The 24,196-nt window shown below is 71.7% G+C and carries 19 protein-coding genes and 1 riboswitch; of the genes, 2 read left to right on the top strand and 17 right to left on the bottom strand.

Going from position 1 to position 24,196, the window contains the following annotated elements; translation table 11 throughout:
• Positions 1 to 39: 39 nt before the first annotated feature.
• From OG899_RS16105 to OG899_RS16050, 12 genes are all read right to left on the bottom strand, one after another.
• Complete coding sequence (locus OG899_RS16105; protein ID WP_168132043.1) at positions 40 to 1,350, bottom strand: cyclopropane-fatty-acyl-phospholipid synthase family protein; 1,311 nt, start codon at positions 1,348 to 1,350, stop codon at positions 40 to 42.
• A gap of 213 nt (positions 1,351 to 1,563) precedes the next feature.
• A complete protein-coding gene (locus OG899_RS16100) occupies positions 1,564 to 2,952 on the bottom strand; it encodes an NAD(P)/FAD-dependent oxidoreductase (protein ID WP_125496872.1) in 1,389 nt (462 codons plus the stop codon).
• Positions 2,953 to 3,390: 438 nt separating this feature from the next.
• The gene (locus OG899_RS16095; protein ID WP_125496871.1) at positions 3,391 to 4,332 is read right to left on the bottom strand and encodes a Ppx/GppA phosphatase family protein; all 942 of its coding nucleotides are present in this window, start codon (positions 4,330 to 4,332) and stop codon (positions 3,391 to 3,393) included.
• Complete coding sequence (locus OG899_RS16090; RefSeq protein ID WP_189428366.1) at positions 4,329 to 4,877, bottom strand: DUF501 domain-containing protein; 549 nt, start codon at positions 4,875 to 4,877, stop codon at positions 4,329 to 4,331. The genes OG899_RS16095 and OG899_RS16090 overlap by 4 nt, the downstream gene beginning before the upstream one ends.
• A 26-nt stretch (positions 4,878 to 4,903) precedes the next feature.
• The gene (locus OG899_RS16085; protein WP_125496869.1) at positions 4,904 to 5,380 is read right to left on the bottom strand and encodes a septum formation initiator family protein; all 477 of its coding nucleotides are present in this window, start codon (positions 5,378 to 5,380) and stop codon (positions 4,904 to 4,906) included.
• Between the two features lie 184 nt (positions 5,381 to 5,564).
• Positions 5,565 to 6,845, bottom strand: coding sequence for a phosphopyruvate hydratase (gene eno / locus OG899_RS16080; protein ID WP_125496868.1), 1,281 nt, complete (start codon positions 6,843 to 6,845; stop codon positions 5,565 to 5,567).
• 344 nt (positions 6,846 to 7,189) lie between these two features.
• Complete coding sequence (locus OG899_RS16075) at positions 7,190 to 7,897, bottom strand: transglycosylase family protein (RefSeq protein ID WP_168132045.1); 708 nt, start codon at positions 7,895 to 7,897, stop codon at positions 7,190 to 7,192.
• 4 nt (positions 7,898 to 7,901) lie between these two features.
• Positions 7,902 to 8,066, bottom strand: a riboswitch (cyclic di-AMP (ydaO/yuaA leader).
• A 176-nt stretch (positions 8,067 to 8,242) separates the two neighbouring features.
• Positions 8,243 to 9,358 carry a transglycosylase family protein gene (locus OG899_RS16070; protein WP_125496866.1) on the bottom strand — a complete coding sequence of 372 codons (1,116 nt, stop codon included), beginning with the start codon at positions 9,356 to 9,358 and terminating at the stop codon, positions 8,243 to 8,245.
• A gap of 179 nt (positions 9,359 to 9,537) precedes the next feature.
• Positions 9,538 to 10,818: a cytochrome P450 gene (locus OG899_RS16065; protein ID WP_125496865.1), complete on the bottom strand. Its 1,281-nt coding sequence runs from the start codon at positions 10,816 to 10,818 to the stop codon at positions 9,538 to 9,540.
• Positions 10,819 to 11,123: 305 nt separating this feature from the next.
• Entirely contained in the window at positions 11,124 to 12,125 is a 1,002-nt protein-coding gene (locus OG899_RS16060) for a nucleoside triphosphate pyrophosphohydrolase (RefSeq protein WP_125496864.1), read from the bottom strand.
• 135 nt (positions 12,126 to 12,260) lie between these two features.
• Complete coding sequence (locus OG899_RS16055) at positions 12,261 to 12,902, bottom strand: SurA N-terminal domain-containing protein (protein ID WP_125496863.1); 642 nt, start codon at positions 12,900 to 12,902, stop codon at positions 12,261 to 12,263.
• A gap of 229 nt (positions 12,903 to 13,131) precedes the next feature.
• The gene (locus OG899_RS16050; RefSeq protein ID WP_125496862.1) at positions 13,132 to 13,554 is read right to left on the bottom strand and encodes an ATP-binding protein; all 423 of its coding nucleotides are present in this window, start codon (positions 13,552 to 13,554) and stop codon (positions 13,132 to 13,134) included.
• A gap of 231 nt (positions 13,555 to 13,785) precedes the next feature.
• On the opposite strand from OG899_RS16050, the gene OG899_RS16045 reads away from it, so the two are divergent.
• Together OG899_RS16045 and OG899_RS16040 are read left to right on the top strand one after the other, a co-directional pair.
• Positions 13,786 to 14,622, top strand: a complete 837-nt coding sequence (locus tag OG899_RS16045) for a helix-turn-helix transcriptional regulator (RefSeq protein WP_189428365.1) — start codon at positions 13,786 to 13,788, stop codon at positions 14,620 to 14,622.
• Positions 14,623 to 14,628: 6 nt separating this feature from the next.
• Positions 14,629 to 14,826, top strand: coding sequence for a DUF397 domain-containing protein (locus OG899_RS16040; RefSeq protein WP_189428364.1), 198 nt, complete (start codon positions 14,629 to 14,631; stop codon positions 14,824 to 14,826).
• Between the two features lie 213 nt (positions 14,827 to 15,039).
• On the opposite strand, the gene OG899_RS16035 is transcribed toward OG899_RS16040, so the two are convergent.
• From OG899_RS16035 to OG899_RS16015, 5 genes are all read right to left on the bottom strand, one after another.
• On the bottom strand, positions 15,040 to 15,390 hold the full coding sequence (locus OG899_RS16035) for a hypothetical protein (RefSeq protein ID WP_189428363.1): 351 nt from the start codon (positions 15,388 to 15,390) through the stop codon (positions 15,040 to 15,042).
• 551 nt (positions 15,391 to 15,941) lie between these two features.
• Complete coding sequence (locus OG899_RS16030; RefSeq protein ID WP_229814340.1) at positions 15,942 to 16,757, bottom strand: HNH endonuclease family protein; 816 nt, start codon at positions 16,755 to 16,757, stop codon at positions 15,942 to 15,944.
• Between the two features lie 161 nt (positions 16,758 to 16,918).
• On the bottom strand, positions 16,919 to 20,491 hold the full coding sequence (mfd, locus tag OG899_RS16025) for a transcription-repair coupling factor (RefSeq protein WP_168132049.1): 3,573 nt from the start codon (positions 20,489 to 20,491) through the stop codon (positions 16,919 to 16,921).
• A 338-nt stretch (positions 20,492 to 20,829) separates the two neighbouring features.
• On the bottom strand, positions 20,830 to 23,409 hold the full coding sequence (locus OG899_RS16020) for an ABC transporter permease (RefSeq protein WP_125496857.1): 2,580 nt from the start codon (positions 23,407 to 23,409) through the stop codon (positions 20,830 to 20,832).
• Positions 23,406 to 24,194: an ABC transporter ATP-binding protein gene (locus OG899_RS16015; RefSeq protein WP_125496856.1), complete on the bottom strand. Its 789-nt coding sequence runs from the start codon at positions 24,192 to 24,194 to the stop codon at positions 23,406 to 23,408. Before OG899_RS16015 ends, OG899_RS16020 begins: the two co-directional genes overlap by 4 nt.
• Positions 24,195 to 24,196 lie beyond the last annotated feature (2 nt).

Here is a 24,196-nt window from a genome sequence, read left to right as displayed (position 1 = left end):
CGGGGAGCGCGGTGACCGGGACGGGGCCCTCGCGTACACCTACGCGGCCGGTGCGCCCCAGGTGCGGGAGCGCAGCGGCATCCCCGCGTCCCCGCAGCCGGGGGTCTTCACCGCGAGCACCTGGTTGACGCCGATGCGGTTGCGTTCGAAGGACAGCGCGGAGGCCGCCATGTACAGCCGCCACACCCGGGCGCGGCCGGGGCTGGTGAGCCGTTGCGCCTCCTCCCAGTTCGCCTCCAGGTTGGCGACCCAGCGGCGCAGGGTGAGGGCGTAGTGCTCGCGCAGCGACTCCACGTCGCGCACCTCGAACCCGGCCCGTTCCAGCTGGGTGACGGTGGTGCCGATCGGGGCCAGCTCGCCGTCCGGGAAGACGTAGGCGTCGATGAATGCGTCCACCCGGTACGCCGACTCGTCGGCCTGCGGGCGGCGGGCGATCTGGTGGTTGAGCAGCCGTCCGCCGGGCCGCAGCAGGGCGTACAGGTCGCGGGCGTACTCCAGGTAGCGGGCGGCGCCGACGTGTTCGGCCATGCCGATGGAGGAGACGGCGTCGTACGGGCCGTCCGTGACGTCCCGGTAGTCCTGGACGCGGATCTCCACCTGGTCGGTCAGGCCCTCGTCGGCCACCCGTTTGCGGGCGTAGGCGGCCTGCTCCTGGGAGAGGGTCACGCCGACCACCCGGGCGCCGTACTCGCGGGCGGCGTGGATCGCCATGGAGCCCCAGCCGCAGCCCACGTCGAGCAGTCGCTGACCGGGTTTCAGGTCGAGTTTGCGGCAGATGAGGTCGAGCTTGTCCCGCTGGGCCTGCTCCAGGGTGGCCTCGGGGCCGTCGCTCGGCCAGTAGGCGCAGGAGTACACCATCGACGGGCCGAGGACGAGTTCGTAGAAGTCGTTGCCGACGTCGTAGTGGTGGCTGATGGCACGCCGGTCGGTGCGGCGCGTGTGCAGGTGGGAGGGGCGGCGGCGGACCTCCTCGGCGGGCGGTTTGGGCGGCAGGGGCAGCCCGGCCAGCTTCACCAGGTCCCGGACGGCGGCACGGGCCTTCGGGGTGCGCAGGCGCCGCGCGATCCCGCGGGCGTCGTCCTCGCGTTCCCACACCAGTCCGGCGAGCAGGTCCAGGGCGGTGTACAGGTCACCCTCGACGGTCAGGTCGCCGGACACCCAGGCGCGGGCCAGGCCGAGTTCACCGGGCTTGAACAGCAGCCGGCGCAGGGCGCGCCGGTTGCGCACGACCAGCACCGGCGTGGCGGGCGGCCCGGACTCGGAGCCGTCCCAGGCGCGGAGGCGCACCGGGAGCGGGCTTCCCATCAGCTGTTCGAGCAGTGTCGCAAGCCGCAGCGCGGCGTCGGGCATGGTGCACACCTCCGTGACGGAGAACGCCGGATGTCATCCCCCACGTAAACACCGGTTCGACCATCGCGCACCCCCGCAAGGGAGTTACGACCGGGGCACAGCAGGTGCAGCATGCATGCGGCCGGGGCCCGGGGCGGTGCCGGACACGCCGAAGGGGCCGCCCGCACCACGGATGGCAGGCGGCCCCTTCGGGGGGTCGGACGTGACCGTCGGTCAGGAGGCCTTGGCCTTCTCCTCCGGCTTGCCCGCGGCGGCGGGGACCGGAGCGGGGTTGGCGGCCTGGTAGAACTCCTCGCGCGGGTTCTCCATGGCGCCGAGGGAGACGACCTCGCGCTTGAGGAACATGCCGAGCGTCCAGTCGGCGAAGACGCGGATCTTGCGGTTCCAGGTCGGCATCGCCAGGCCGTGGTAGCCGCGGTGCATGTACCAGGCGAGCCGTCCCTTGAGCTTGATCTTCATCTTGCCCATGACGATCATCGCGACGCCCTTGTGCAGGCCGAGACCCGCGACCGCGCCCTTGTTGGCGTGGCGGTACTCCTTCTGCGGGAAGCCGCGCATGCGGGACACCACGTTGTCGCCGAGGACCTTGGCCTGGCGCAGCGCGTGCTGGGCGTTGGGCGGGCACCAGGCGTTCTCGTTGCCCGCCTCACGGCCGACCAGGTCGGGGACCTGGGCGTTGTCGCCGGCGGCCCAGATGTAGTCGGTGCCCTTGACCTGCAGGGTGGGCTCGCAGTCGACGTGACCGCGCGGGCCGAGCGGCAGGCCGAAGCGGGCCAGGGCCGGGTTCGGCTTGACGCCGGCCGTCCAGACGATCGTGTTGGCGTCGACCTCGAGGCCGTTCTTGAGCACCACGTGGCCGTCGACGCAGGACTCCATGGAGGTGGAGAGGTAGACCTCCACACCACGGCTCTCCAGGTGGGCCTTGCCGTACGCGCCGAGCTTCGGGCCGACCTCGGGGAGGATGCGGTCGGCGGCGTCGACGAGGATGAACCGCATGTCGTCGCGGGAGACGTTGCGGTAGTACTTGGCCGCGTCCCGGGCCATGTCCTCGACTTCGCCGATGGTCTCGGCGCCGGCGAAACCGCCGCCGATGAAGACGAAGGTGAGCGCCTTGCGGCGGATCTCCTCGTCGGTGGTGGAGTCGGCCTTGTCCATCTGCTCCAGCACATGGTTGCGCAGGCCGATGGACTCCTCGATGCCCTTCATGCCGATGCCCTGCTCGGCGAGGCCGGGGATCGGGAAGGTGCGGGAGACCGCACCCATGGCGATGACCAGGTAGTCGAAGGGCAGCTCGTACGACTCGCCCACCAGCGGGGCGATCGTGGCGACCTTGCGGTCCTGGTCGATGCTGGTGACCCGGCCGGTGAGGACCTCCGCCGCCTTGGGGAGCACGCGCCGCAGCGGGACGACGACGTGACGCGGGGAGATGCTGCCGGCGGCGGCTTCCGGGAGGAAGGGCTGGTAGGTCATGTACGACCGGGGGTCGACGACCGTGACGGTCGCCTCGCCGTAGCGCATCTTCTTCAGGATGCGCCGAGCTGCGTACAGGCCTACGTACCCACCGCCTACTACGAGGATCCTGGGACGCTCCGTGGTGCTCATGGCATCGAGTATCCACCCGCCCCGAGGGGACCCCTCGTGCGCCCCTTCACAAGCTTCGCAAACCCCTGTGCTACACTCCGCCGCTCACGTGACGGAGATCATGCCTCTCGCGGGAACCGGTGTCCGGTTGCGACCGTTGTCAAGACCGCGTGAGCTGCCGCTCCGGGTTCCGGAGGGCCCCGCGCGGAGGGTGCGCACGCCTCCTCGGACGGCATGCCGGAGCGCTCCGTCGAGCACCCTCACGTCCCTGTTGAGCCCCCTGGAGGGCCGGTGAAGCCTCTCCGATGCGCCGACACGACGGAAATCCTTGTGAAGAACTTCACGAACGTCGTCCGACGCGGCGTCACCGGCGTGCCCGCTCATGCCTCCGGCAGGTGATCTCCCCTGCCTCGACCGGCGGGCGGGACACCCGTCGCGACGCCGCCTCGCCGGTCTTGCTCAGGCCAGGGACCAGGCGATTCCGTCCAGGATGTCGTGCTCGCTGACCACGACCTCCTGGGCGCCGATACGCTCCATGATCGCCAGCAGGACCAGGGCGCCCGCCCCGATGACGTCCACGCGGCCGGGGTGCAGCGACGGGACGGCCGCGCGCTCGGCGTGGGTGGAGTGCAGCAACCGGTCGGTGATCTCCCGGACGCGGTCGTAGGAGACGCGGGAGTGGTGGATGCGCGCCGAGTCGTACTCCGGCAGGTCCTGGGCGATGGCCGACACGCTGGTCACGGATCCCGCCAGGCCCACCAGGGTGCGGGCCTCGCGCAGCGGGACGGTCTGCTCGGCCAGGTCGAGCGCGGCCTCCACGTCCGCCCGTATGGCGGCGATCTGCTCCTCGGTGGGCGGGTCGCTCACCACGCCGCCGTGCACCAGGTGCCGTTCCGTCATGCGCACGCAGCCCACGTCGACCGAGCGGGCGGCGCGCACGTGGTCCTCGCCGACGACGAACTCCGTGGAGCCGCCGCCGATGTCCACCACCAGGAACGGCGTGTCCAGGTCGGCGCGGCCGGCCAGTTCCCTGGTCGCGCCGGTGAAGGAGAACTCGGCCTCCTGGTCGCCGGTGATGACCTCGGGCTCGACGCCGAGGATGTCCACCACGCCGCGCACGAACTCGTCCCGGTTCTCGGCGTCCCGGGAGGCGGAGGTGGCCACGAACCGCACCCGCTCCGCGCCGTGCTCCTTGATCACCTCGGCGTACTCGCGGCAGGCCGTGAAGGTGCGCTCCAGGGCCTCGGGGGCGAGCCGGCCGGTGCGGTCCACGCCCTGGCCGAGCCGCACGATCGTCATCCGCCGGTCCAGGTCGGTCAGTTCGCCCGTGTCCGGGTTCACGTCCGCGACCAGCAGACGGATGGAGTTCGTCCCGCAGTCGATGGCTGCCACCCGGGTCACGCGTCGTTCTCCTCGCTCGTCGTGTGCTGCTGCGGCACCTGCACGCAGGCTCCCTTGCGCCACCACTCGGGCAGCATCGCGATGGCCTCGTCGCCCAGCGGGTTCACGCCGGGGCCCGCGGCCAGGGAGTGGGCCACGAGGACGTGCAGGCACTTGACCCGGTCGGGCATGCCGCCCGCGCTGGGGAAGCCGGTCAGCTCCTCGATCTCGTCCCGGCGCCGGATGTAGTCCTCGTGCGCGGCCCGGTAGGCGGCGGCCAGGTCCTCGTCCTGCCGCAGCCGCTCGGTCATCTCCTTCATCACGCCCTCGGCCTCCAGCGTGCCGATCGCCGAGGCGGCGCGCGGGCAGGTGAGGTAGTACAGCGTCGGGAAGGGCGTGCCGTCGGGCAGCCGCGGCGCCGTCTCCACGACGTCGGGCCGGCCGCAGGGGCAGCGGTGCGCGATCGCCCGCAGCCCGCGCGGGGGCCGGCCGAGCTGGAGCCGGACGGCCTCGGTGTCCTCGGCGGTGGGTTCGGTGCGCGGGGTGGGCGGCGGAGGGGTGTCCATGCCTGTGGGTGGGTCTTCCTGTGGGTTCAGTGGCGGGCCGCGTCGGAGGTGTCCACGGCGTGCCAGAGGTTGATGTACCAGGGGCGGGGAGCCGTCTTCTGCTCGGCTCTCGACTGCTTGGCCTCGCCCGGGTCGATCATGGTGTATCCGGTCTCGCCGGGCTTGACGTAGTGCAGCCGCTGCCGGATCTGCTGCTCGGCGTAGGCGTCGTCCTGCCAGCGCGCCTTGAGGTCGCGCAGCTGCTCGACCCGCTCCTGGGCCTGCTGCTTGCGCCGCTTGAGGTCGGCGATCTCCTCGCGCTGGGAGACGTACTGCCGCATCGGGTAGGCCAGGGCGACCACCAGGGAGCACACCACCAGCGCGAGCAGTGCGGCGCGCCCGGTCAGGCGGGAGCGGCGGGCCTGCCGGCGGCTCTGGGAGCGGTAGACCCGCGCCGCGGTCTGCTCCCCGAGCAGCCTGAGCCTGGTCGCGGTGGAGAACCGGTCCCGGTCCTTGACGGCCATCTGGCTTCCGCCTCCCCTTGCCTGCTGCCGGCGTCCTTCATACACGCGTACGTCCCCGGACACGGTACGGGACCGGGTACGGGGACGTACGCACGACGGGCGAAGCACGGCCCGCGCGGCGCCGGCCGGGCGGCGCCGGCCGGGCGGCGTCAGGCCGTGCTCGCGGTGCGGTGCGGGGTGCGGTTCAGCCCTTGAAGCGCGGGAAGGCGCTGCGGCCCGCGTACACCGCGGCGTCGTCGAGGATCTCCTCGATGCGCAGCAGCTGGTTGTACTTGGCGACGCGCTCGGAGCGGGCCGGGGCGCCGGTCTTGATCTGACCGCAGTTGGTGGCGACGGCCAGGTCGGCGATGGTGACGTCCTCGGTCTCGCCGGAGCGGTGGGACATCATGCACTTGTAGCCGTTGCGCTGGGCCAGCTCGACGGCGTCGAGGGTCTCGGTCAGCGAACCGATCTGGTTGACCTTGACCAGCAGGGCGTTGCCGGCGCCCTCCTCGATGCCCTTCTGCAGGCGCTCGGGGTTGGTGACGAACAGGTCGTCACCGACGAGCTGGACCTTGTCGCCGAGCTGGGCGGTGATGGCCTTCCAGCCCTCCCAGTCCTCCTCGCTCAGCGGGTCCTCGATGGAGACCAGCGGGTAGGCCTCGACCAGCTCGGCGTAGTACGCCGTCATCTCCTCGGCGGTGCGCTCCTTGCCCTCGAAGACGTAGCGGCCGTCCTTGTAGAACTCGGTGGCGGCCACGTCCAGGGCCAGGGCGATCTGCTCGCCGGGGGTGTAGCCGGCCTCCTTGATGGCCTCCAGGATGAGGTCCAGGGCGGCCCGGTTGGACTCCAGGTTCGGGGCGAAGCCGCCCTCGTCGCCCAGGCCGGTGGACAGGCCCTTGGACTTCAGCACCTTCTTCAGCGTGTGGTAGACCTCGGCGCCCCAGCGCAGGGCCTCGGAGAAGGACTCGGCACCGATCGGCGCGATCATGAACTCCTGGATGTCCACGTTGGAGTCCGCGTGCGCGCCGCCGTTGAGGATGTTCATCATCGGCACCGGCAGCAGGTGCGCGTTCGGGCCGCCCAGGTAGCGGAAGAGCGGCAGGTCGGAGGCCTCGGCGGCGGCGTGGGCGACGGCCAGGGAGACACCGAGGATGGCGTTGGCGCCCAGCGAGCCCTTGTTGTCGGTGGCGTCCAGGTCGAACATGGCCTGGTCGATCAGGCGCTGCTCGGTGGCGTCGTAGCCGACCAGCTCGGGGCCGATCTGCTCGATCACGGCGAGGACGGCCTTCTCCACGCCCTTGCCCTGGTAGCGGCCCGGGTCACCGTCGCGCAGCTCGATGGCCTCGAAGGCGCCGGTGGAGGCGCCGGACGGAACGGCGGCACGCCCCGTGCTGCCGTCGTCGAGGCCGACCTCGACCTCGACCGTGGGGTTGCCTCGGGAGTCCAGGATTTCCCGGGCTACGACGACGTCGATGGACGGCACGAGCATCTCCTTCGTGGATGTGACGCTGGAAGTGCGGGGCTGGTGAGCCTTGCGACTAGAGCCTAACCGTCCAGGGGTGCGGGTCGGCCGACCGACCGTCCCTCGGACAGAGTGACAGTACACATTGTTCCGCTTCGGAACAAAGGGTCGGGCGTCGACGGGTACGAAGGATCGCCGGGTCCGGGAGAGCACCGATCCCGGGGATCGCCGGCCCTGTGCGCCGGCGCTCGCCTCCCTCCCGGCCTTCCTCCCGTCCTTCCTCGCCCCGCACGACCCCGCCCCGGCGCGTACGGGGGAACACGCGCCGGGGCGGGGAGCCGCGGGGACGGGGGCGGGGCCGCTGCCTACTTCAGGTGCAGCTGCTGCCCCGGGTAGATGAGGTCGGCGTCCTCGACGATGTCACGGTTCAGCTCGAACAGCTTCTGCCAGCCGCCGCTGACGTGGTGGGCGACGGCGATGGAGCTGAGAGTGTCGCCGGGGACCACCGTGTACTCGCCGTCGCCCTTGGCCACATGCCGGCCGCTCGGGGTGGTGACGGTCTTCTCCGGAGCGGTGCGGGTGGCCGAACGGTCGGCGTGCTGCTGCTCGGTGGACCGGGTCGTGGTGGTGCTCTTCTGGGAGCTGCCGGAGCCGCTGGTGCCGCCGGCCGGGGAGGACGGCGCGGTGGAGCCGGTGTAGGCGGCGTTCGACAGGCCCTTGCCGCACACCGGCCAGGCACCCTTGCCCTGACCCGCGAGGACCTTTTCGGCGACGGCTATCTGCTGGGCCTTGGTGGCCAGGTCGGCGCGCGGGGCGTAGGCCGTGCCGCCGTAGGCGGCCCAGGTGGACTGGGCGAACTGCAGGCCGCCGTAGTAGCCGTTGCCGGTGTTGATGGACCAGTTGCCGCCGGACTCGCACTGGGCGACGGCGTCCCACTCGGAGGCGGTGGCGGCGGAGGCGTTGCCCGCCGCCAGCAGCGGGCCGGCGACGGCCGCGCCGGCGACGCCGGCGAGCGCGACGGCACGGGTGGCCTTGGACGGACGACGGTGCTTGCCCTTGCCGGAAAACAGCATGGAAGGATCCCCTCACCGACGCCTGCGAGGTGAGCTGTCGGGTTCGGGCCGGTCGAGTTGCCCGGCCGTGCCCGGAAGAAGGCACGGCTTCACCCCCAGCCGCTCCGTCGACGACACGGTGCGGCACTTACCTTGGGTCCCCCGCTCCTGCCTGCGGCGCGCGATGCGACGACTGTTCCCGGGCGGCCGCCGGCAGGATTCGGCGTGCGGCAGCCGGGAGCCCGCGGTGGCGAGCGGACATGACCGTAGACAGCCGGTGGGCGGAATTTCAAAGACGATCCAGGCCTTTGAGACTCATCCCACACTTTCGCCGAACGCGGCAATCGGTGCGAAACACCCCATCAACTAGTGCCCGACGTGAGCGTTCTGACCCGGTACATCCAGCTGCTGACCGGCGACGATGTAGTCCGGGTCGGCGCCGACGGTGCTCTTGTTCGCGGCGTACAGCGCCTGCCACCCGCCGTGGACGTCGAAGGAGTCGGCGATGGACGACAGGGAGTCGCCAGAACGGACCGTGTACGTGCCGCCGGTGACACCGCGGGAGGCATGCCGCCCCGTCGCGGCTTCCCGGGCGCGGGCGTCGCTCTCGTCCGCGCTCGGGCCGCGGTGTCGGCCGGAGCCCAGTGCGCCGGTGTCCACCAGGGCGGAGGCGCCGACGACTTGACCGGAGCCGTCCCACTCGTCCCGGTCGGGAGCGGTAGGTGTCGCAGAGGGAGCACCGGGCACGGTTGCTCCGTTTCCTGCCGATGTGCCGGGTGTGGCCGGGTTGCCCGTCTCGCCGGGGGAGGGCGTGGCGGAGTCCGAACCGGCGCGCCCCGGGGACGTATCGGTGGAGGTGTGCTCCGAAGGGGAGGAAGCGGGCGGAGCGGACGGGGAGTCCGGGTCCTGAGTCGAGGAGTTCGACGGGCCGGGGTCGCTCACGCCCGGGTCGTCCGTCCCGGCGGACGGCGTCGCCGCGTCGGAGGAGTCGGCGGAAGAGGACTCTCCGTCGCGGTCGCCGGAGTGCGAGGAGCGGGATCCGGCGGCAAGGTCCGTGTCACCGGAGGTGCTGCCGCCCACACCGGTGTCCACCTTCGCCGCACCCGAGCCCCGGGTCAGCCCGGCCAGCAGCGCACAGGTGCGCCAGGCGCCGGGACCGCGGTGGGCGAGGATCTTCTCGGCCACGGCGATCTGCTGGGACCGGCTGGCCTGGTCGGGGCTGGGGGCGTAGGCGAGTCCGCCGTACTGCTCCCAGTCGTCCTGGGACAGCTGGAGGCCGCCGAAGTAGCCGTTGCCGGTGTCGGCGCTCCAGGAGCCGCCGCTCTCGCACTCCGCCACCCTGTCCCAGGTGGTGCCGTCGGCGGCGTTCGCGGCGGAGGCCCCGATCAGCGGGAGCGCGATGGCGGATCCGGTGACGCCGGCGGTGACGAGCAGGGCGGGAGCCTGCCGGGGGCGTCGGTGACGACCGTTCCCGGAGAGCATGCAGCAACCTTTCACCCGACAACAGGGAACGCGCGGCGGGATGTGCTCGGCGCCACGCCGATGCGTGAACGTAAGCCATCCGAACGCTCATCACAAGTTCATGCCGCAGAGATCACATGAACATCACATAGTTGAGGCTCCGTCACATTCCGCAGTGTCAGCCCGCCCGCGGCCCGGCCTCATGCACGGGCGGTGAAGCGGACGGGAAGAGTCCGCAGGCCACGCATGATGAGGCCGCCGCGCCAGCGCAGCTCGGCCGGGTCCGCGTCCAGCTCCAGGTCCGGCAGCCGGGTCAGCAGGGTGGCGAGCGCCGTCTGCCCCTCCAGACGGGCCAGCGGGGCACCCAGGCAGTAGTGGATGCCGTGCCCGTACCCCAGGTGCTGATTGTCGCGCCGGGCCAGGTCCAGGGTGTCCGGGTCGGCGAACCGCTCCGGGTCCCGGTCGGCGGCGGCGAGGACGACGAGCACCGGATCGCCGGGGGCGATCTCCTGCCCGCCGATGGTCAGCGGCTCGGTGGCGAAACGCCAGGTCGCCATCTCGACGGGGCCGTCGAAGCGCAGCAGCTCCTCCACGCCGGTCTGCAGCAGCTCCCGCTCCCCCGCGGCCAGCGACCGCTGCAGGCGCGCACGCTGTCCGGGGTGGGTGAGCAGGGCGAACGTGCCGTTGCCGATGAGGTTGACGGTGGTCTCGAAACCGGCGAACAGCAGGATGAACGCCATCGCGGCGGCCTCGTTCTCGGTGAGGTGCTCGCCGTGGTCGGAGGCGCGGATCAGGCCGGAGATCAGGTCCTCGCCCGGGGCGGGCTCGGCGGGCAGCGCCTGGCGCTTCTTGTGGATCAGTTCGGCGAGGTAGGCGCGCATCATCTTCACCGACCGGGCGACGCCGCCGCGCGGGCCCTTGCCGTGCCGGATCATCATGCCCGCCCAGTCCCGGAAGTCGTCCTGGTCCTCGCGGGGCACGCCCAGCATGTCGCAGATGGCGTAGATGGGCAGCGGGAAGGCGAACTCGTGGATGAGGTCGGCGGTGCCGCGCCCGGCGAAGGCGTCGATGAGGCCGTCGGCGAGTTCCTGCACGCGCGGCGCGAACTCGGCGACCCGGCGGGGCGTGAACGCCTTGCTGACCAGGCGGCGCAGCCGGGTGTGGTCCGGCGGGTCGATGTTGAGCAGGTGGGTCATCAGCTCGGCCTTGCGCTCGCCGGGGATGCCGGTCTTGCCCTTGGCGTGCGCGGGCTCGTCGTGATGCTCCGGGTTCTTGCTCAGGCGTGCATCGGCCAGGGCCTGGCGGGCGTCGGCGTAGCGGGTGACCAGCCAGGCATCGACACCGCTGGGCAGCCGGGTGCGGCGCACCGGGGCGTGCTCGCGCAGCCAGGCGTACGCCGGGTACGGATTGCTGGCGAATTCCCAGGTGAACAGGGCGGGCGCGGTGTCGTCGGGGGTCTCGGCAGGGGGCTGGTCGTGCATGGGGCGACAGTAACCGCCGGTGCCGGACCCAGCGGAACCCCGGGGTCCCGCTGGTCCCGCTCCCGCCGCCCCACCGGAGCCTGGGGGTCCCGCTCCCGCCGCCCCGCCGGGGCCTGGGGGTCCCGCTCCCGCCGCTCCACGGAAACCACGGTTGTGCCCGTGCTCGACGGCCCGGGCTCCGCCGCGCCGCCCGTGGCTGCCCGGGCTCCGCCGCGCCACCCGTGGCTGCCCGGGACCCCGTCGCGCCACCCGTGGCTGCCCGGGACCCCGTCGCGCCACCTGTGGCTGCCCGGGACCCCGCCGCGCTACCCGTGCGCGGCGGCCCCGGACTCCGCCGCCCGTATCGCGTCCCGGTAGGCGCGGGCCGCCGTCCTCAGCGCTGCCTCCGGGTCCACGCCCTCCGTCTCGGCCCGCACGGCCAGGGCGAGCAGGTCGTAGCCGATGCCGGACGTCGCGGGCAGCGGCACGTCCAGACCGGCCTTGCGGGCGCGGAAGGCGAGCTTGGCGGCGAGGGCCAGAGCGGGCTGGTGCAGCGGAACGCCCTCCGTCACCGAGCTGCGCTGCTTCTCCTCGGCCTTGGTGCGCAGCCACTGCTCCCGCACCTCCTCCGGCGTCTCGGCGGCCGCGTCGCCGAAGACGTGGGGGTGGCGCCTGATCAGTTTGGCCACGATGCCGCCGGCCACGTCGTCGATGGAGAACGGCTCCTCGCTGTCCTCCTCGGCGATCCGGGCGTGGAAGACGACCTGGAGCAACACGTCGCCCAGTTCCTCGCGCAGCTCCTCCCGGTCGCCGTCCTCGATGGACTCCACCAGCTCGTACGCCTCCTCGATGGCGTACTTCGCCAGACCCTTGTGGGTCTGCTGGGACGACCAGGGGCACTCGGCGCGGATGCGGTCCATGACCTGCACCAGGTCCAGCAGCCGGGCGCCGGGCAGGTCGTAGGAGGCGGGCAGCAGCTCCAGCTCCGGCATGGCCACCCGCCCGGAGCCGGCCAGCCGGGCCAGGCCGTCGGTCAGCGCCGGTTCGCCCTCGCCGGTGGCGACGACCACGACGGTGCGGCCGCCCGCGCAGTCGGCGACCAGCTCCTCGGCGGTCGGCGCCGCCTCGTCGACCGCTATACCGGCCTCGCGCAGATACGGCAGCTGCGGATGCGCGCCGTCCGCGCACAACACGCGGTCGGCGGCGCGCAGCGCCTGCCAGGCGGGCCAGGACAGCAGCCCCGGGGCGACCCGATGGCTGGTGGTGAGCAGGACGATACGGCCGGGGGACGCGGTGTCGGAGGTGGGGGCGGCGGCGTTGGTGTTCACGTTTCGAACGTAACGCACCGCGCCGACGCATCCCCGAGTTGTCCACAGGCGGCGGACCGCCCCGCCCCGGAGTTGTCCACAGGCAGTGGGCCGGGCCGGTGGACCACGGAGCCGGCGCCCGTCACGTGCCCCGCGTCAGGCGGTCTGCTGTCCCGCCCCCACGGTCTCCCGCAGCCACGGCGTCTTCGCGTCCGCGTCCCTCTTCTGCACGTCCCAGGACCCGTAGCGGGGGTTGAGGTCGATGTGCAGCCGGTCGGAGGCGTCGGACAGCGCCTTCCAGAAGGCCGGTCGGCTGGTGTCGGTGTGCAGCTTCGCCGCCAGCTTCTCCGCCTCGATCTGCAGGCGCAGACTCTCGTCAAGGCGCTGCGGCGGCACCCCGTACTGCTGCAGCCACACCGTGCGCAGCATCTCGGCACCGCCCGCCTGCTTCTCCAGGTTCTCCCGCATCGCCTGCACCTCGCGGGCGGTCACCGTGACGCCCGCGTCCCGGGCGGCCCGGTCCAGCACCCGGTCGAGGATCATCTGGTGCAGGGTGTCCCGGGTGAGGGTGCCGGTGGCGGCGACGGCCTGCTGGTACTGCGACTCGTCGGTCACCGCCGCTCGCTGCGCCCGGCGCACCTCGTCCACCCGGTTCTGCAGCTGGGCGACGGTGATCCGCTGGCCGCCCACGACGGCCGCCGCGCCGGGATGCGCGTCGTTTCCGCAGGCGGTGAGGAGGGGGGCCGCCGCGGCGATCGCGGCGGAGAGGACGAGCGCGGTGCGACGGCGGCGGTGCAAGGAAACCTCCTGGGGGGAGATCGTGCATCGGGGCACACAGTCTTGCGGTGATCGATGGTAGGCAGCGGGGGATGCGCGGCCAACCCATCCGACCAACGATTCCCCGGGCGCTCGAGCTACTGCCTGCGCGTCACGTCCGCCGCACCGCCACCGGCCGCCCCTTTTCTTCCACGGTCCGCTCGGACCGACCGCCCTGCGCGGACCCGCGTCCGGTGACACGCCGACATGCTCAGGCGGCGGCGAGTTCACACCAGACGACCTTGCCCCGGTTGCCCTCCCGGGACAACGGCTGCCACCCCCAGACGTCCGCGCACGCTTCGACCAGCGCCAATCCGCGCCCGTCCTCCCACTCGGCCACCTGTTCCAACGGCGCGGGCGACTCCGGCGGCGCGGGATCCGCGTCCCACGCCCCGATCCTCAGCTTCCCCGCCGCCCAACGCACCCGCAAAGCGGCGGGCCCCTTGGTGTGCTGCACGGCATTGGAGATCAGCTCGGCCGCCAGCAGCTCCGCCACATCCACCAGCCGGATCAGCCCGTGCAGGGTGAGGATCAAGCGGAGGGTGCGGCGGCTGACGGTGACCGCGCGGAGATCGTTGGGGATGTAGAGGCAGTACTCCCAGGACTCGGTGGAGGCATGGCTGTCGGTGAGCATGGTGCAGCTCCGTTCGCAGTGATCGGGTCGTGAGATGCGCGGCGGCGTCCGGGCGGTGGCCTGCCGCAGCCGTCATGGCAGGACGGAGCGGTGCACTTCCGGCATCCCGGATATCCGCAGCGTGTGCGTCGCGTCACCGAACGTAGATCTAAATCTAGGGACGCAGCAAGCGGAACGCGTAGTCTGTCCCCGAATGGGGCACGCGCTGACAGAAGTTGAAGGGGGAAGTCGATGGTGAAAAGGCGCGATCCAACGGCACGCCAGATGCGGCTGGGCACCGAACTGCGCAGGCTCCGCGAAGCAGCCGGCCTGAACGCCCGCCAGGCGGCTGCGCTGCTCGGTGTGGCCCCGGCTCAGATCACGCACATCGAGTCAGCACTCGCCGGGGTGAGTGAGCAGCGGGTTCGACGGATGGCGTCCCACTACGGCTGTGCCGACAGTGACTTCGTCGACGCCCTCGTCGCCATGGCCACCGATCGAACGCGTGGCTGGTGGGAGGAGTACCGAGGCCTCCTGCCCACGCCCTTCCTCGATCTGTCCGAACTGGAGCATCACGCCACGTTTCTTCGCCACGTGGCGATCCTGTACGTGCCGGGCCTTCTGCAGACAGAGAACTACGCGCGAGCCGTCTTCTCGTCCAGGATCCCGGCACTGACGGACGAGGAGATCGAGCTGCGCATCCGGCACCGCAAAGCCCGCCAGCAGTTCACCGTGCCGTACGAGGCGGTGATCCACGAGGCGGCGCTGCGCATCAGGGTCGGTGATCGATCCACATCGAGGGACCAGCTCGCCCGGCTCCTCGAACTGTCAGAGGCCGCCCACATCACTATCCGCGTCGTCCCGTTCGACATCGACAATTTCGCTGGCGCCGCCAGCACCATGACCTACGTGGGAGGCCCCCTGCCCAGGCTCGACACTGTGGTGCGCGACCAGTTGCACGGCTCGGTCTTCATCGACAGCGAGGCTCAACTCGCCACGTATCGGGAAGGCTTCCGTAGAGTGAAGGGTGCGTCACTCGACCCGGACCGGTCACGTGCATTCATTCACAGACTGACGAAGGAACTGTGAGGACCCGTGAGCACATGGCGGAAGTCGTCCTACTCGGGCCCCGGTGACGGCAATGAGTGCGTGGAGATCGCGCAGCTTCCCACGCACACAGCCGTCCGCGACTCCAAGGCCCCGCACCGCGCCACCCTCACTTTCCCGGCTGCGGCATTCGCTGCCTTCCTCGAAGCGCTCAAGCACGAGGACGGCAGGGCACACGCTCGCTGACGACCCGCCGCCCGGTGACATGTCCCGGCCGCGCGCCCAGAGCCGGTGGACGAGACGGCTCTGGTCGCCGCCGGACCGAGGTGCCCTCACCTCGGAGCCCGACCAGGCGCGGACGCCGGCCGGGTCCGGACCGTCCCTCGGCAGCACTGCGCAGGCCGACGAGACGCAAAGCCGGGCGGTGGTGACATCCGGGCATGCCCGACGCGGCCTTGTTCAGCCGGCGAGCAGGACCCCCAGAATCAACATGACGACGAACGTGGAGTTCATGGCCACCTTGTATCGCCGGGGCAACACATAGTCCCTTCGGACTCCCTTGCGCCTGTCATCGCGCCATTCGAACCAGAAGCGTCGAGTCCAGAAGAGGCCGATGGCCGCACCGGCCCAGGTGAAGGAGTAGATGACGAGCATCTGCCGGGCGTTGTGCGGGGGATCCTGAGCCCTGCCTTCGGCGATCATGCCAAGGCAGGCCAGCACCGAGATCGCGATGATCGCCGCTGTCAACTTGCGTATCCGGTATACCGCATGCGTCTCCCAGGCGATCAGGGAAGTAGCGAACGCAGCCATGAGCAGTAGCCATGGAAGTGGCAGTCGCGCGAGCACACCGCAACCTTCCCGTGGGCGCCCAGGGCGGACGGCGAGCCGTCGTCGGCCCGGCCGGCAAGGCCCCGGCGCCACACCCCCCGTGGCTTCCAGAAGAAGCCGAACTGACCGGTGACAGCGAGGCGCGGTCACGACCCATCCGTGAAGGCCTCGTGGTCAACTCGTGAAAGCGACACGATGACCATAACGCGCGCAGCGCCGGGGGCACATGAAACAGGACACACCACGCCAGGGTGCGAGCCCTGGTGGTTCCTGCTCGTCCGGCGGTCGGGGGCCGAGACGCGTGACCGGTTGTCCGCCTTCGTCACCACCCCGACCGTCGGCCGTTCATCGGCAGAACGCCGTGAGACAGTAAACCGGCAGGGCGGGGTCGCACACGAACTCCCCGCCCTGCCGGGCCTTCGGGAAACAGACGCCCGTGCCGCCGCCGGCGCCGATCGGCGTGCCGGTGAGACAGCGGACAGCACCGGCGGCGGTGAGAACCACCACCGCCGGTCAGTGCCTTAAGAATGCCGTCAGCCACCGCACTGGTGGAGCATCATCTCCTTGTCCGCCTCGGTCACCGGCAGGTCGTACTTCAGGGAGACCTGGGCGAAGCGCACGCTGTAGGCGCAGCGGATCTCCTTGTTCGGCGGCAGCCAGGACGCCGGGCCGGAGTCGCCCTTGGCGGAGTTGGCGGAGCCGTCGACCGGGATCAGGTTGAGCGGGTCGTTGGCGATCTGCTGACGCTTTTCCTTCGTCCAGTGCGCGGCGCCCATCTGCCAGTCGTAGGACAGCGGCATGACGTGGTCGATCTGGACCGCCGTGGCCTGGGACTTGGTCCAGTGGATCGTCTTGTTCGTGTACGGGTCGTGCAGCGTCATGGAGACGACCACGCAGTCGGAGCCGTCGCGGTACTCGATGTCCTCGCCGTCCCGCTTGAGCAGGTCGTTGCGGGTGTCGCAGCCGTTGCGGGCCCACGGGACACCGTCGGCGGAGTCCATCCAGGCGTAACCGAACTTGTCGCGATCGTAACCGGTCTTCGGGCCGCGGCCCTTGACCGCCACCCGGGAGATGAGCTTGCGCGCGGCGGCCTGGTCCTCCTCGCTCGTCACCGGCGCCAGGCCCGGCTTGGTGCCGTCCGGGTTGTCGAGCGGGCTGACCGCGCGACCGTAGGCGGACGGGGTGGGCGTCTTGCTGCTGCTGGAGGCACCGGCCTTGTCGTCCGAGCCCCCCTTGCATCCGGCGACCAGCGCCATCGCGGCGCACACCGCGACTCCTGCGCGCACCAGGCTCCCCGCCTTGCCGCGGCGTCGCTCCTTCGGTCCGCCACGGCCCGCCTGCACGCCCATCAGTGTCCTCCCTGCCTTTCCGGCCCCGCCCTGACACGCGCGGCCTGTCGATCACAACGTGCCCACCGTAGTCGACAAAGCGACAAGGCTCTTGGGGCGCGAAGAGGCAAAGGGAGCAAGCAAGGGCGTATCCACCGGCTGGTTTCGGCCAGCCGGTCGGACTACGAGTCGAGCACCGAGGTCAGGAACTCGCCGACCCAGGCCAGAAGTTCACGGCCGGTCAGCGGCTTTCCGCCGATCTTCGCCGTCTTGGGCCGGGGGACGAGGACCTGACGGGTCGCCGGCTTGAGGATCGCGCCCGGGTACAGGCGCTTGAGGCGCAGCTCCTGGGACTCGCGCAACTCCACCGGGGCGAAGCGGATGTTGGCGCCCTGGAGGACGATCTCGCCGACGCCGCAGGACCGGGCCAGCATCCGCAGGCCGGCCACCAGCAGCAGGTTCTCCACCGGTTCGGGCAGCTTGCCGTAGCGGTCGGTGAGTTCCTCGCGGACGGCCTGGATGTCCTCCTCGCTGTTGACGGAGGCGATGGAGCGGTAGGCCTGCAGACGCAGGCGCTCGCCGGGCGCGTAGTCGTGGGGGACGTGCGCGTCGACCGGCAGCTCGATCTTGACCTCCAGCGGGGCCTCTTCCTCGATCTCGCCGGTCTCCAGCTGGCGACGGTAGTCGGCGACCGCCTCGCCGACCATGCGGACGTACAGGTCGAAGCCGACGCCGGCGATGTGCCCGGACTGCTCGCCGCCCAGCAGGTTGCCGGCGCCGCGGATCTCCAGGTCCTTCATCGCCACGTACATGCCGGCGCCCATCTCGGTGTGCTGGGCGATGGTGGCCAGGCGTTCGTGGGCCGTCTCGGTCAGCGGCTTCTCCGGCGGGTAGAGGAAGTAGGCGTAGCCGCGTTCGCGGCCGCGGCCGACCCGGCCGCGCAGCTGGTGCAGCTGGGACAGGCCGAAGGTGTCGCCGCGTTCGACGATCAGGGTGTTGGCGTTGGAGATGTCGATGCCGGACTCGACGATGGTGGTGGAGACCAGCACGTCGAACTTCTTCTCCCAGAAGTCGACCACGACCTGTTCCAGCGCGGCCTCCGACATCTGGCCGTGCGCGGTGGCGATCCGGGCCTCGGGGACGATCTCGCGGAGCTTCGCGGCGGCCCGGTCGATGGACTCCACCCGGTTGTGGATGTAGAAGACCTGGCCCTCGCGCAGCAGCTCGCGGCGGATCGCCGCGCCGATCTGCTTCTCCTCGTACGGTCCGACGAAGGTGAGCACGGGGTGCCGCTCCTCCGGCGGGGTGGTGATCGTGGACATCTCGCGGATGCCGGTGACCGCCATCTCCAGGGTGCGCGGGATGGGCGTGGCGGACATGGTGAGCACGTCGACGTTGGCGCGGAGCTTCTTCAGCTGCTCCTTGTGCTCCACACCGAAACGCTGTTCCTCGTCCACGATGACCAGGCCGAGGTCCTTGAACTTCGTCTCGGAGGAGAACAGCCGGTGGGTGCCGATGACCACGTCCACCGAGCCGTCGCGCAGCCCGTCCAGGACCGCCTTGGCCTCGGCGTCGGTCTGGAACCGGGACAGCGCCTTGACGGTCACCGGGAACTGGGCGTACCGCTCGGAGAAGGTGCTGTAGTGCTGCTGGACCAGCAGGGTCGTCGGGACGAGCACCGCGACCTGCTTGCCGTCCTGGACGGCCTTGAACGCGGCGCGCACGGCGATCTCGGTCTTGCCGTAACCGACGTCGCCGCAGATCAGCCGGTCCATCGGGACCGGCTTCTCCATGTCCGCCTTCACCTCGGCGATGGTGGTCAGCTGGTCGGGGGTCTCGGCGTAGGGGAAGGCGTCCTCCAGCTCGCGCTGCCAGGGCGTGTCCGGGCCGAAGGCGTGGCCGGGTGCCGCCATGCGCGCCGAGTACAGCTTGATCAGGTCCGCGGCGATCTCCTTGACCGCCTTCTTCGCCCGTGCCTTGGTCTTGGTCCAGTCGGCGCCGCCCAGCCGGTGCAGGGTGGGCGCCTCCCCGCCGACGTACTTGGTGATCTGCTCCAGCTGGTCGGTGGGGATGTACAGCCGGTCGCCGGGCTGGCCGCGCTTGGCGGGGGCGTACTCCACGACCAGGTACTCGCGGGTGGCGCCCTGCACGGTGCGCTGCACCATCTCGATGTAGCGGCCCACGCCGTGCTGTTCGTGGACGATGTAGTCGCCCGGCTCCAGGGTGAGCGGGTCGATGCTCTTGCGGCGGCGGACCGGCATCCGGGCGCCGTCCCGGCCGGTGGTGCGCTGTCCGGTCAGGTCGGTCTCGGTGAGCACCGCCAGCTTCAGCGCCGGGGCGACGAAACCGCGGTCGAGGCAGCCGCAGGAGACGTGCACCACCGACGGGGACAGCTCGCCCAGGTCGGCGTCGAGGCGGGCGGCGATGCCCTCACCGCCGAGCACCTCCACGGTGCGGGCGGCCGGGCCGTGGCCCTCGGTGACGTAGACGGCCCGCCAGCCGTCGGCGAGCCAGCCCTTGGTGTCGGCGAGGGCGCGGGCGGTGTCGCCGCGGTAGGTCTCCGGGGCGTGCATGCCCAGGGTGAGCGTGTCGCCGTCGCTCTCGCCGTCGTACGCCGACCGGTCGGCGGCGAACGGGGAGATGGACCACCACATCATGCCCAGCTCGCGGGCCCGGTCGCGGACGTCGGCGATGGACCACAGGGAGGCCGCGCCCACGTCGATGGGCGCCTCGCCCGCGTCCGACTCGCCGCTGCGTCCGGATCCGGCCGCGGCGACCCAGCTGGCCTGCAGGAACTCCTGGCTGGTGGCCACCAGGTCGGCGGCCCGGGTGCGCACCCGCTCCGGGTCGCAGACCACGGCCATGGCGCCCTGCGGCAGCACGTCCAGCAGCAGCTCCATCTCGTCGACGAGGACCGGGGCGAGGGACTCCATGCCCTCCACCGCGATGCCCTCGGCGATCTTGCCGAGCAGTTCGCCCAGCTCCGGGTGCTCCTCGGCCAGCTCCCGCGCCCGGGCGCGGACGTCGTCGGTGAGCAGCAGCTCACGGCAGGGCGGGGCCCACAGGCCGTGCTCGGCGACCTCCAGGGAGCGCTGGTCGGCGACCTTGAAGTAGCGGATCTCCTCGACCTCGTCGCCCCAGAACTCGATGCGCAGCGGGTGTTCCTCGGTGGGCGGGAAGACGTCGAGGATGCCGCCGCGCACCGCGAACTCGCCGCGCTTCTCCACCAGCTCCACACGCGCGTAGGCGGCGGCCGCGAGGGCGTCGACGACGTCCTCCAGATCTGCGCTCTGCCCGGCCCGCAGCGACACCGGCTCCAGGTCGCCCAGCCCCTTGACCTGCGGCTGGAGCACCGAGCGGACGGGGGCGACGACGACGGAGACCGGGCCGGTCTCCGGGTCGTCGGTGCTGGGGTGCGCGAGGCGGCGCAGCACGGCGAGCCGGCGGCCGACGGTGTCGCTGCGCGGGCTGAGCCGCTCGTGCGGGAGCGTCTCCCAGGAGGGGTACTCCACGACGCCCTCCGGCGGCAGCAGGGAGCGCAGCGCGGCCGCCAGGCCCTCGGCCTCGCGCCCCGTCGCGGTGACCGCGAGCACGGGCCGGCCCGCCTCGCGGGCCAGGGCCGCGATCGCGAAGGGACGGGCGGCCGGCGGGCCGACCAGGTCGAGGTGCATACGGCGCGCGTCGGCGGCGGCGGTGACCGCTTCCGCGAGGGCGGGGTCCTTGACGACGGCGTCGAGCAGACCGTGCAGGCTCATGGGGGCTTTTTCCGTCCAGCTGGGCAACGGGGGCGGTGCCGGGCACCACGAAAGGCCCGACGCGCGTGGCGGGCCGGGGTCCTTCCCAGCGTACGACGCCGGCGGGCGGGGACGGCGGGGCTGTGGACAGCCCCCGTGTCGAACGCGCGTACGACGACGGGCGGGGGCCGGTCACCGTGCCCGCACCGCCCCCGGCGCGTCGCCGGTCCTCGTACCCGCACCGGGGCGGGCCCGCGCGTCGCGAGCCCGCCCCGGCGGGAGCCGCGGTACCGGTCCGGCCGAGTCCGGTCGTCCGGTACGGCCCGTCCGCCGGCCGCTTGCCGGCTGCTCGGTGACGATCACTCCGTGGCGATCGCGTTCAGCACGTTCATCCGGCCCGCCCGGAACGCCGGGGCCAGGGCGGCGACCAGACCCACGACGGCGGAGCCGACGAAGACCGCGCCGATCGTCGGCCACGGGACGTCGAGGACGGTCAGGCCCTGAAGCGCCAGCAGCTTCTGCGCGGTCACGCCCCAGCCCATGCCCAGCCCGAGGCCCAGCAGCGCACCGAAGACGGCGATCACCACGGACTCGAGCCGGATCATGCGGCGCAGCTGGCGGCGGGACATCCCGATCGCCCGCAGCAGCCCGATCTCCCGGGTGCGCTCGACCACCGACAGCGCCAGCGTGTTCACCACACCCAGGACCGCCACGACGATCGCGAGCGCCAGCAGGCCGTAGATCATGTTCAGCAGCTGGCCGATCTGATCCTTGAGCGCCTTCTTGTAGTCGGTCTGGTCGCGCACGGTGTACTGCGGGTAGTCGTGCAGCGCCGACTTCAGTGCCTGGTAGGCGCTCGCCTCCTGCCCGTCCTGCGCGGCCGCGAGAAGCAGCACGTCCAGCGGCATCTTCTCGGCGGGCACGTAGCGGGCCACCGTGTCGATGGAGGCGTACATCGCGCCCTGGTCGAGCACGACGTCCTCGCTGGTGACGGCGCGCACGGTCAGCCGTGCCGTGCCGCCGTCGCGGAAGTCGACCGTCACCGTCGAGCCGACCCGCACACCGTGCTTGTCCGCGAAGCCCTCGGGCACGGACATCGACCCGGGCCGGTAGGCGTCGGCGAGCGAGCCGGCCACCGTCTCGGTGCGCAGGTCCTGCGCGTACGTCGCGTCGGCCGCGCTGATCGTCTCGTTCTTCGTGGTGACACCGTCCGGGGTGGTCAGGTCCACGTCGAGCACCTTCAGCTCGGTGACCCTGCTCAGGCCCGGAGCGGCCTTCACCGCCTCGACCGCCTGCGGGGTGATGACCGCACCGGTGTCGCTCTGCACGATGAAGTCGGCGCCGACGGACTTGTCCAGCTGGTCGGTGGCGGAGGCCACCATGGACGAGCCGACCACCGCCAGGCAGGCCACCAGGGCCAGGCCGATCATCAGGGCGGCTCCGGTGGCGCCGGTGCGGCGCGGGTTGCGCAGTGCGTTGCGCTCGGCCAGCCGCCCGACCGGGCCGAAGACGCGCAGCAGCAGCGCGCCGAGGACCCGGACCAGGCCGCCGGCCAGCACCGGGCCGACGACGACGAACCCGATCAGGGTGAGCACCACACCGATGCCCAGCCAGCCCGACCCGGCCGACGCCTTGTCCGCGCCCGCGGCCAGGTACAGGCTCACGGCGCCCGCGGCGGTGAGCACCGCACCGGTCACGGCACGCACCGTGCCGGCCCGGGCGTCGGCCGGGGCGCCCGCGTCGCGCAGCGCCGCCATCGGGGAGATCCTCCCGGCCCGGCGCGCCGGCAGCCAGGCGGCCAGAACGGTGACGAGCACGCCGAGGACGCAACCGGTGACCGGGGTGGTCCAGGCGACGGTCAGGTCGTCGGTGGACAGCTTCATGCCGATGCCGCCCATCAGCTTCATCAGGCCCACCGCGAGACCGACACCGGCGCCGACACCGAGCACGGACCCGACGACACCCAGCAGCAGCGCCTCCACCAGCACCGACCGGTTGACCTGCCGGCGGGAGGCGCCGACGGCCCGCATCAGCCCGATCTCCCGGGTGCGCTGGGCGACCAGCATGGAGAACGTGTTGATGATCAGGAAGATGCCGACGAGGAACGCGATCCCGGCGAACCCGAGCATCGCGTACTTCAGCACGTCCAGGAAGCCCTCGACGTCCTTCTGATTGGCGTCGGCGGCCTCCGCGGCGGTCCGCACCGAGTAGCCGGGACCGAGCGCGGCGGTCACCTTCTGCTTCAGCGCCTCGTCGGAGACGCCCCGGGCGGCGGTGACGTCGACGGCCGTGTAGACGCCGGTCCTGCCCACCAGGATCCGCTGGGCGGTGGCGGTGTCCACGTAGAACAGGGCCGCGCCCGGGTTGGTGACGGTGAAGGAGGCCACGCCGGAGACGTGCGCCCGGTGGGTGCCGACCGCCGTGATCACACCGATCTCGTCGCCCAGCCGCAGATGGTGCTTGGCGGCGGTGTCGGCGTCGACCACGATCTGGTCCGGCCCCTTCGGCACCGCACCGGAGGTGATCTTCATGGTGCGGGCGGCGTTGGCGCTCCAGCTGCCGACGATGGTCGGCGCCCCGTTGGACGGCGACAGCTTCTCCTTGTCGGCGTCGACGACGGTCACCGCGGAGGAGGACACCGTGCCCTCGGCCGACGCGACGCCCTCGGTGCCGCGCACCCGGGTGAGCACCGAGGCCGGCAGCACCGGGGGCCGGCCGGTGCGGGAGGCCGCCTCGTCGCCGCCGGAGGCGCCCTCCGGGCCGACCGTGACGTCCGCCGCCGTCGCCTGGAACAGCTTGTCGAACGTCGTGTTCATGGTGTCCGTGAACACCAGCGTGCCGCACACGAACGCCACCGACAGCAGCACCGCGACCCCGGACAGCGCCATGCGGCCGGTGTGGGCGAGGAAGTTGCGCAGCGAGGTCTTCAGCACGGTCATGACGTGCGCCCCCGTGCGTCGAAGTCCTTCATGCGGTCCAGGACCTGGTCGGCCGTCGGCTGCTGCATCTCGTCCACGATCCGGCCGTCGGCCAGATACAGCACCCGGTCCGCGTAGGAGGCGGCCACCGGGTCGTGGGTGACCATCACGACGGTCTGCCCCAGCTCGTCCACCGAGCGGCGCAGGAAGCCCAGCACCTCGGCGCCGGCCCGCGAGTCCAGGTTGCCGGTCGGCTCGTCCCCGAAGACGATGTCCGGCCGGGCGGCGAGGGCCCGGGCCACGGCGACCCGCTGCTGCTGGCCGCCGGAGAGCTGGCTGGGCCGGTGCTTGAGCCGTCCGCCGAGCCCCACGGTCTCCACCACCCGCTCCAGCCAGGCCGGATCCGGTTTCCGGCCGGCGATGTCCAGGGGCAGGGTGATGTTCTCCAGCGCGTTCAGCGTCGGCAGCAGATTGAACGCCTGGAAGACGAAGCCGATCCGGTCCCGGCGCAGCCGGGTGAGCTTCTTGTCCTTCAGGCCGGTGATCTCGGTGTCGTCCAGGAAGATCTGACCGCTGGTCACGGTGTCCAGCCCGGCCAGGCAGTGCATCAGGGTCGACTTGCCGGACCCGGACGGCCCCATGATGGCGGTGAACTGCCCGCGGTGGATGTCCACGTCGACATGGTCGAGAGCGACGACCCGGGTCTCCCCCGCCCCGTACGCCTTCACGACCTGCCGCGCCCGCGCGGCGACGGCCGTGGGCCTTCCAGTACCCCCGTGCCTGGGAACGGTCACAGCCGATGTCACGG

Origin of the sequence: Streptomyces thermoviolaceus (assembly GCF_045209695.1) — a bacterium.
GTDB classification, from domain to species: Bacteria; Actinomycetota; Actinomycetes; order Streptomycetales; family Streptomycetaceae; genus Streptomyces; species Streptomyces thermoviolaceus.
Note: the sequence above shows the minus strand (reverse complement) of the source record. Positions and strands in the feature narration are given on the sequence as shown.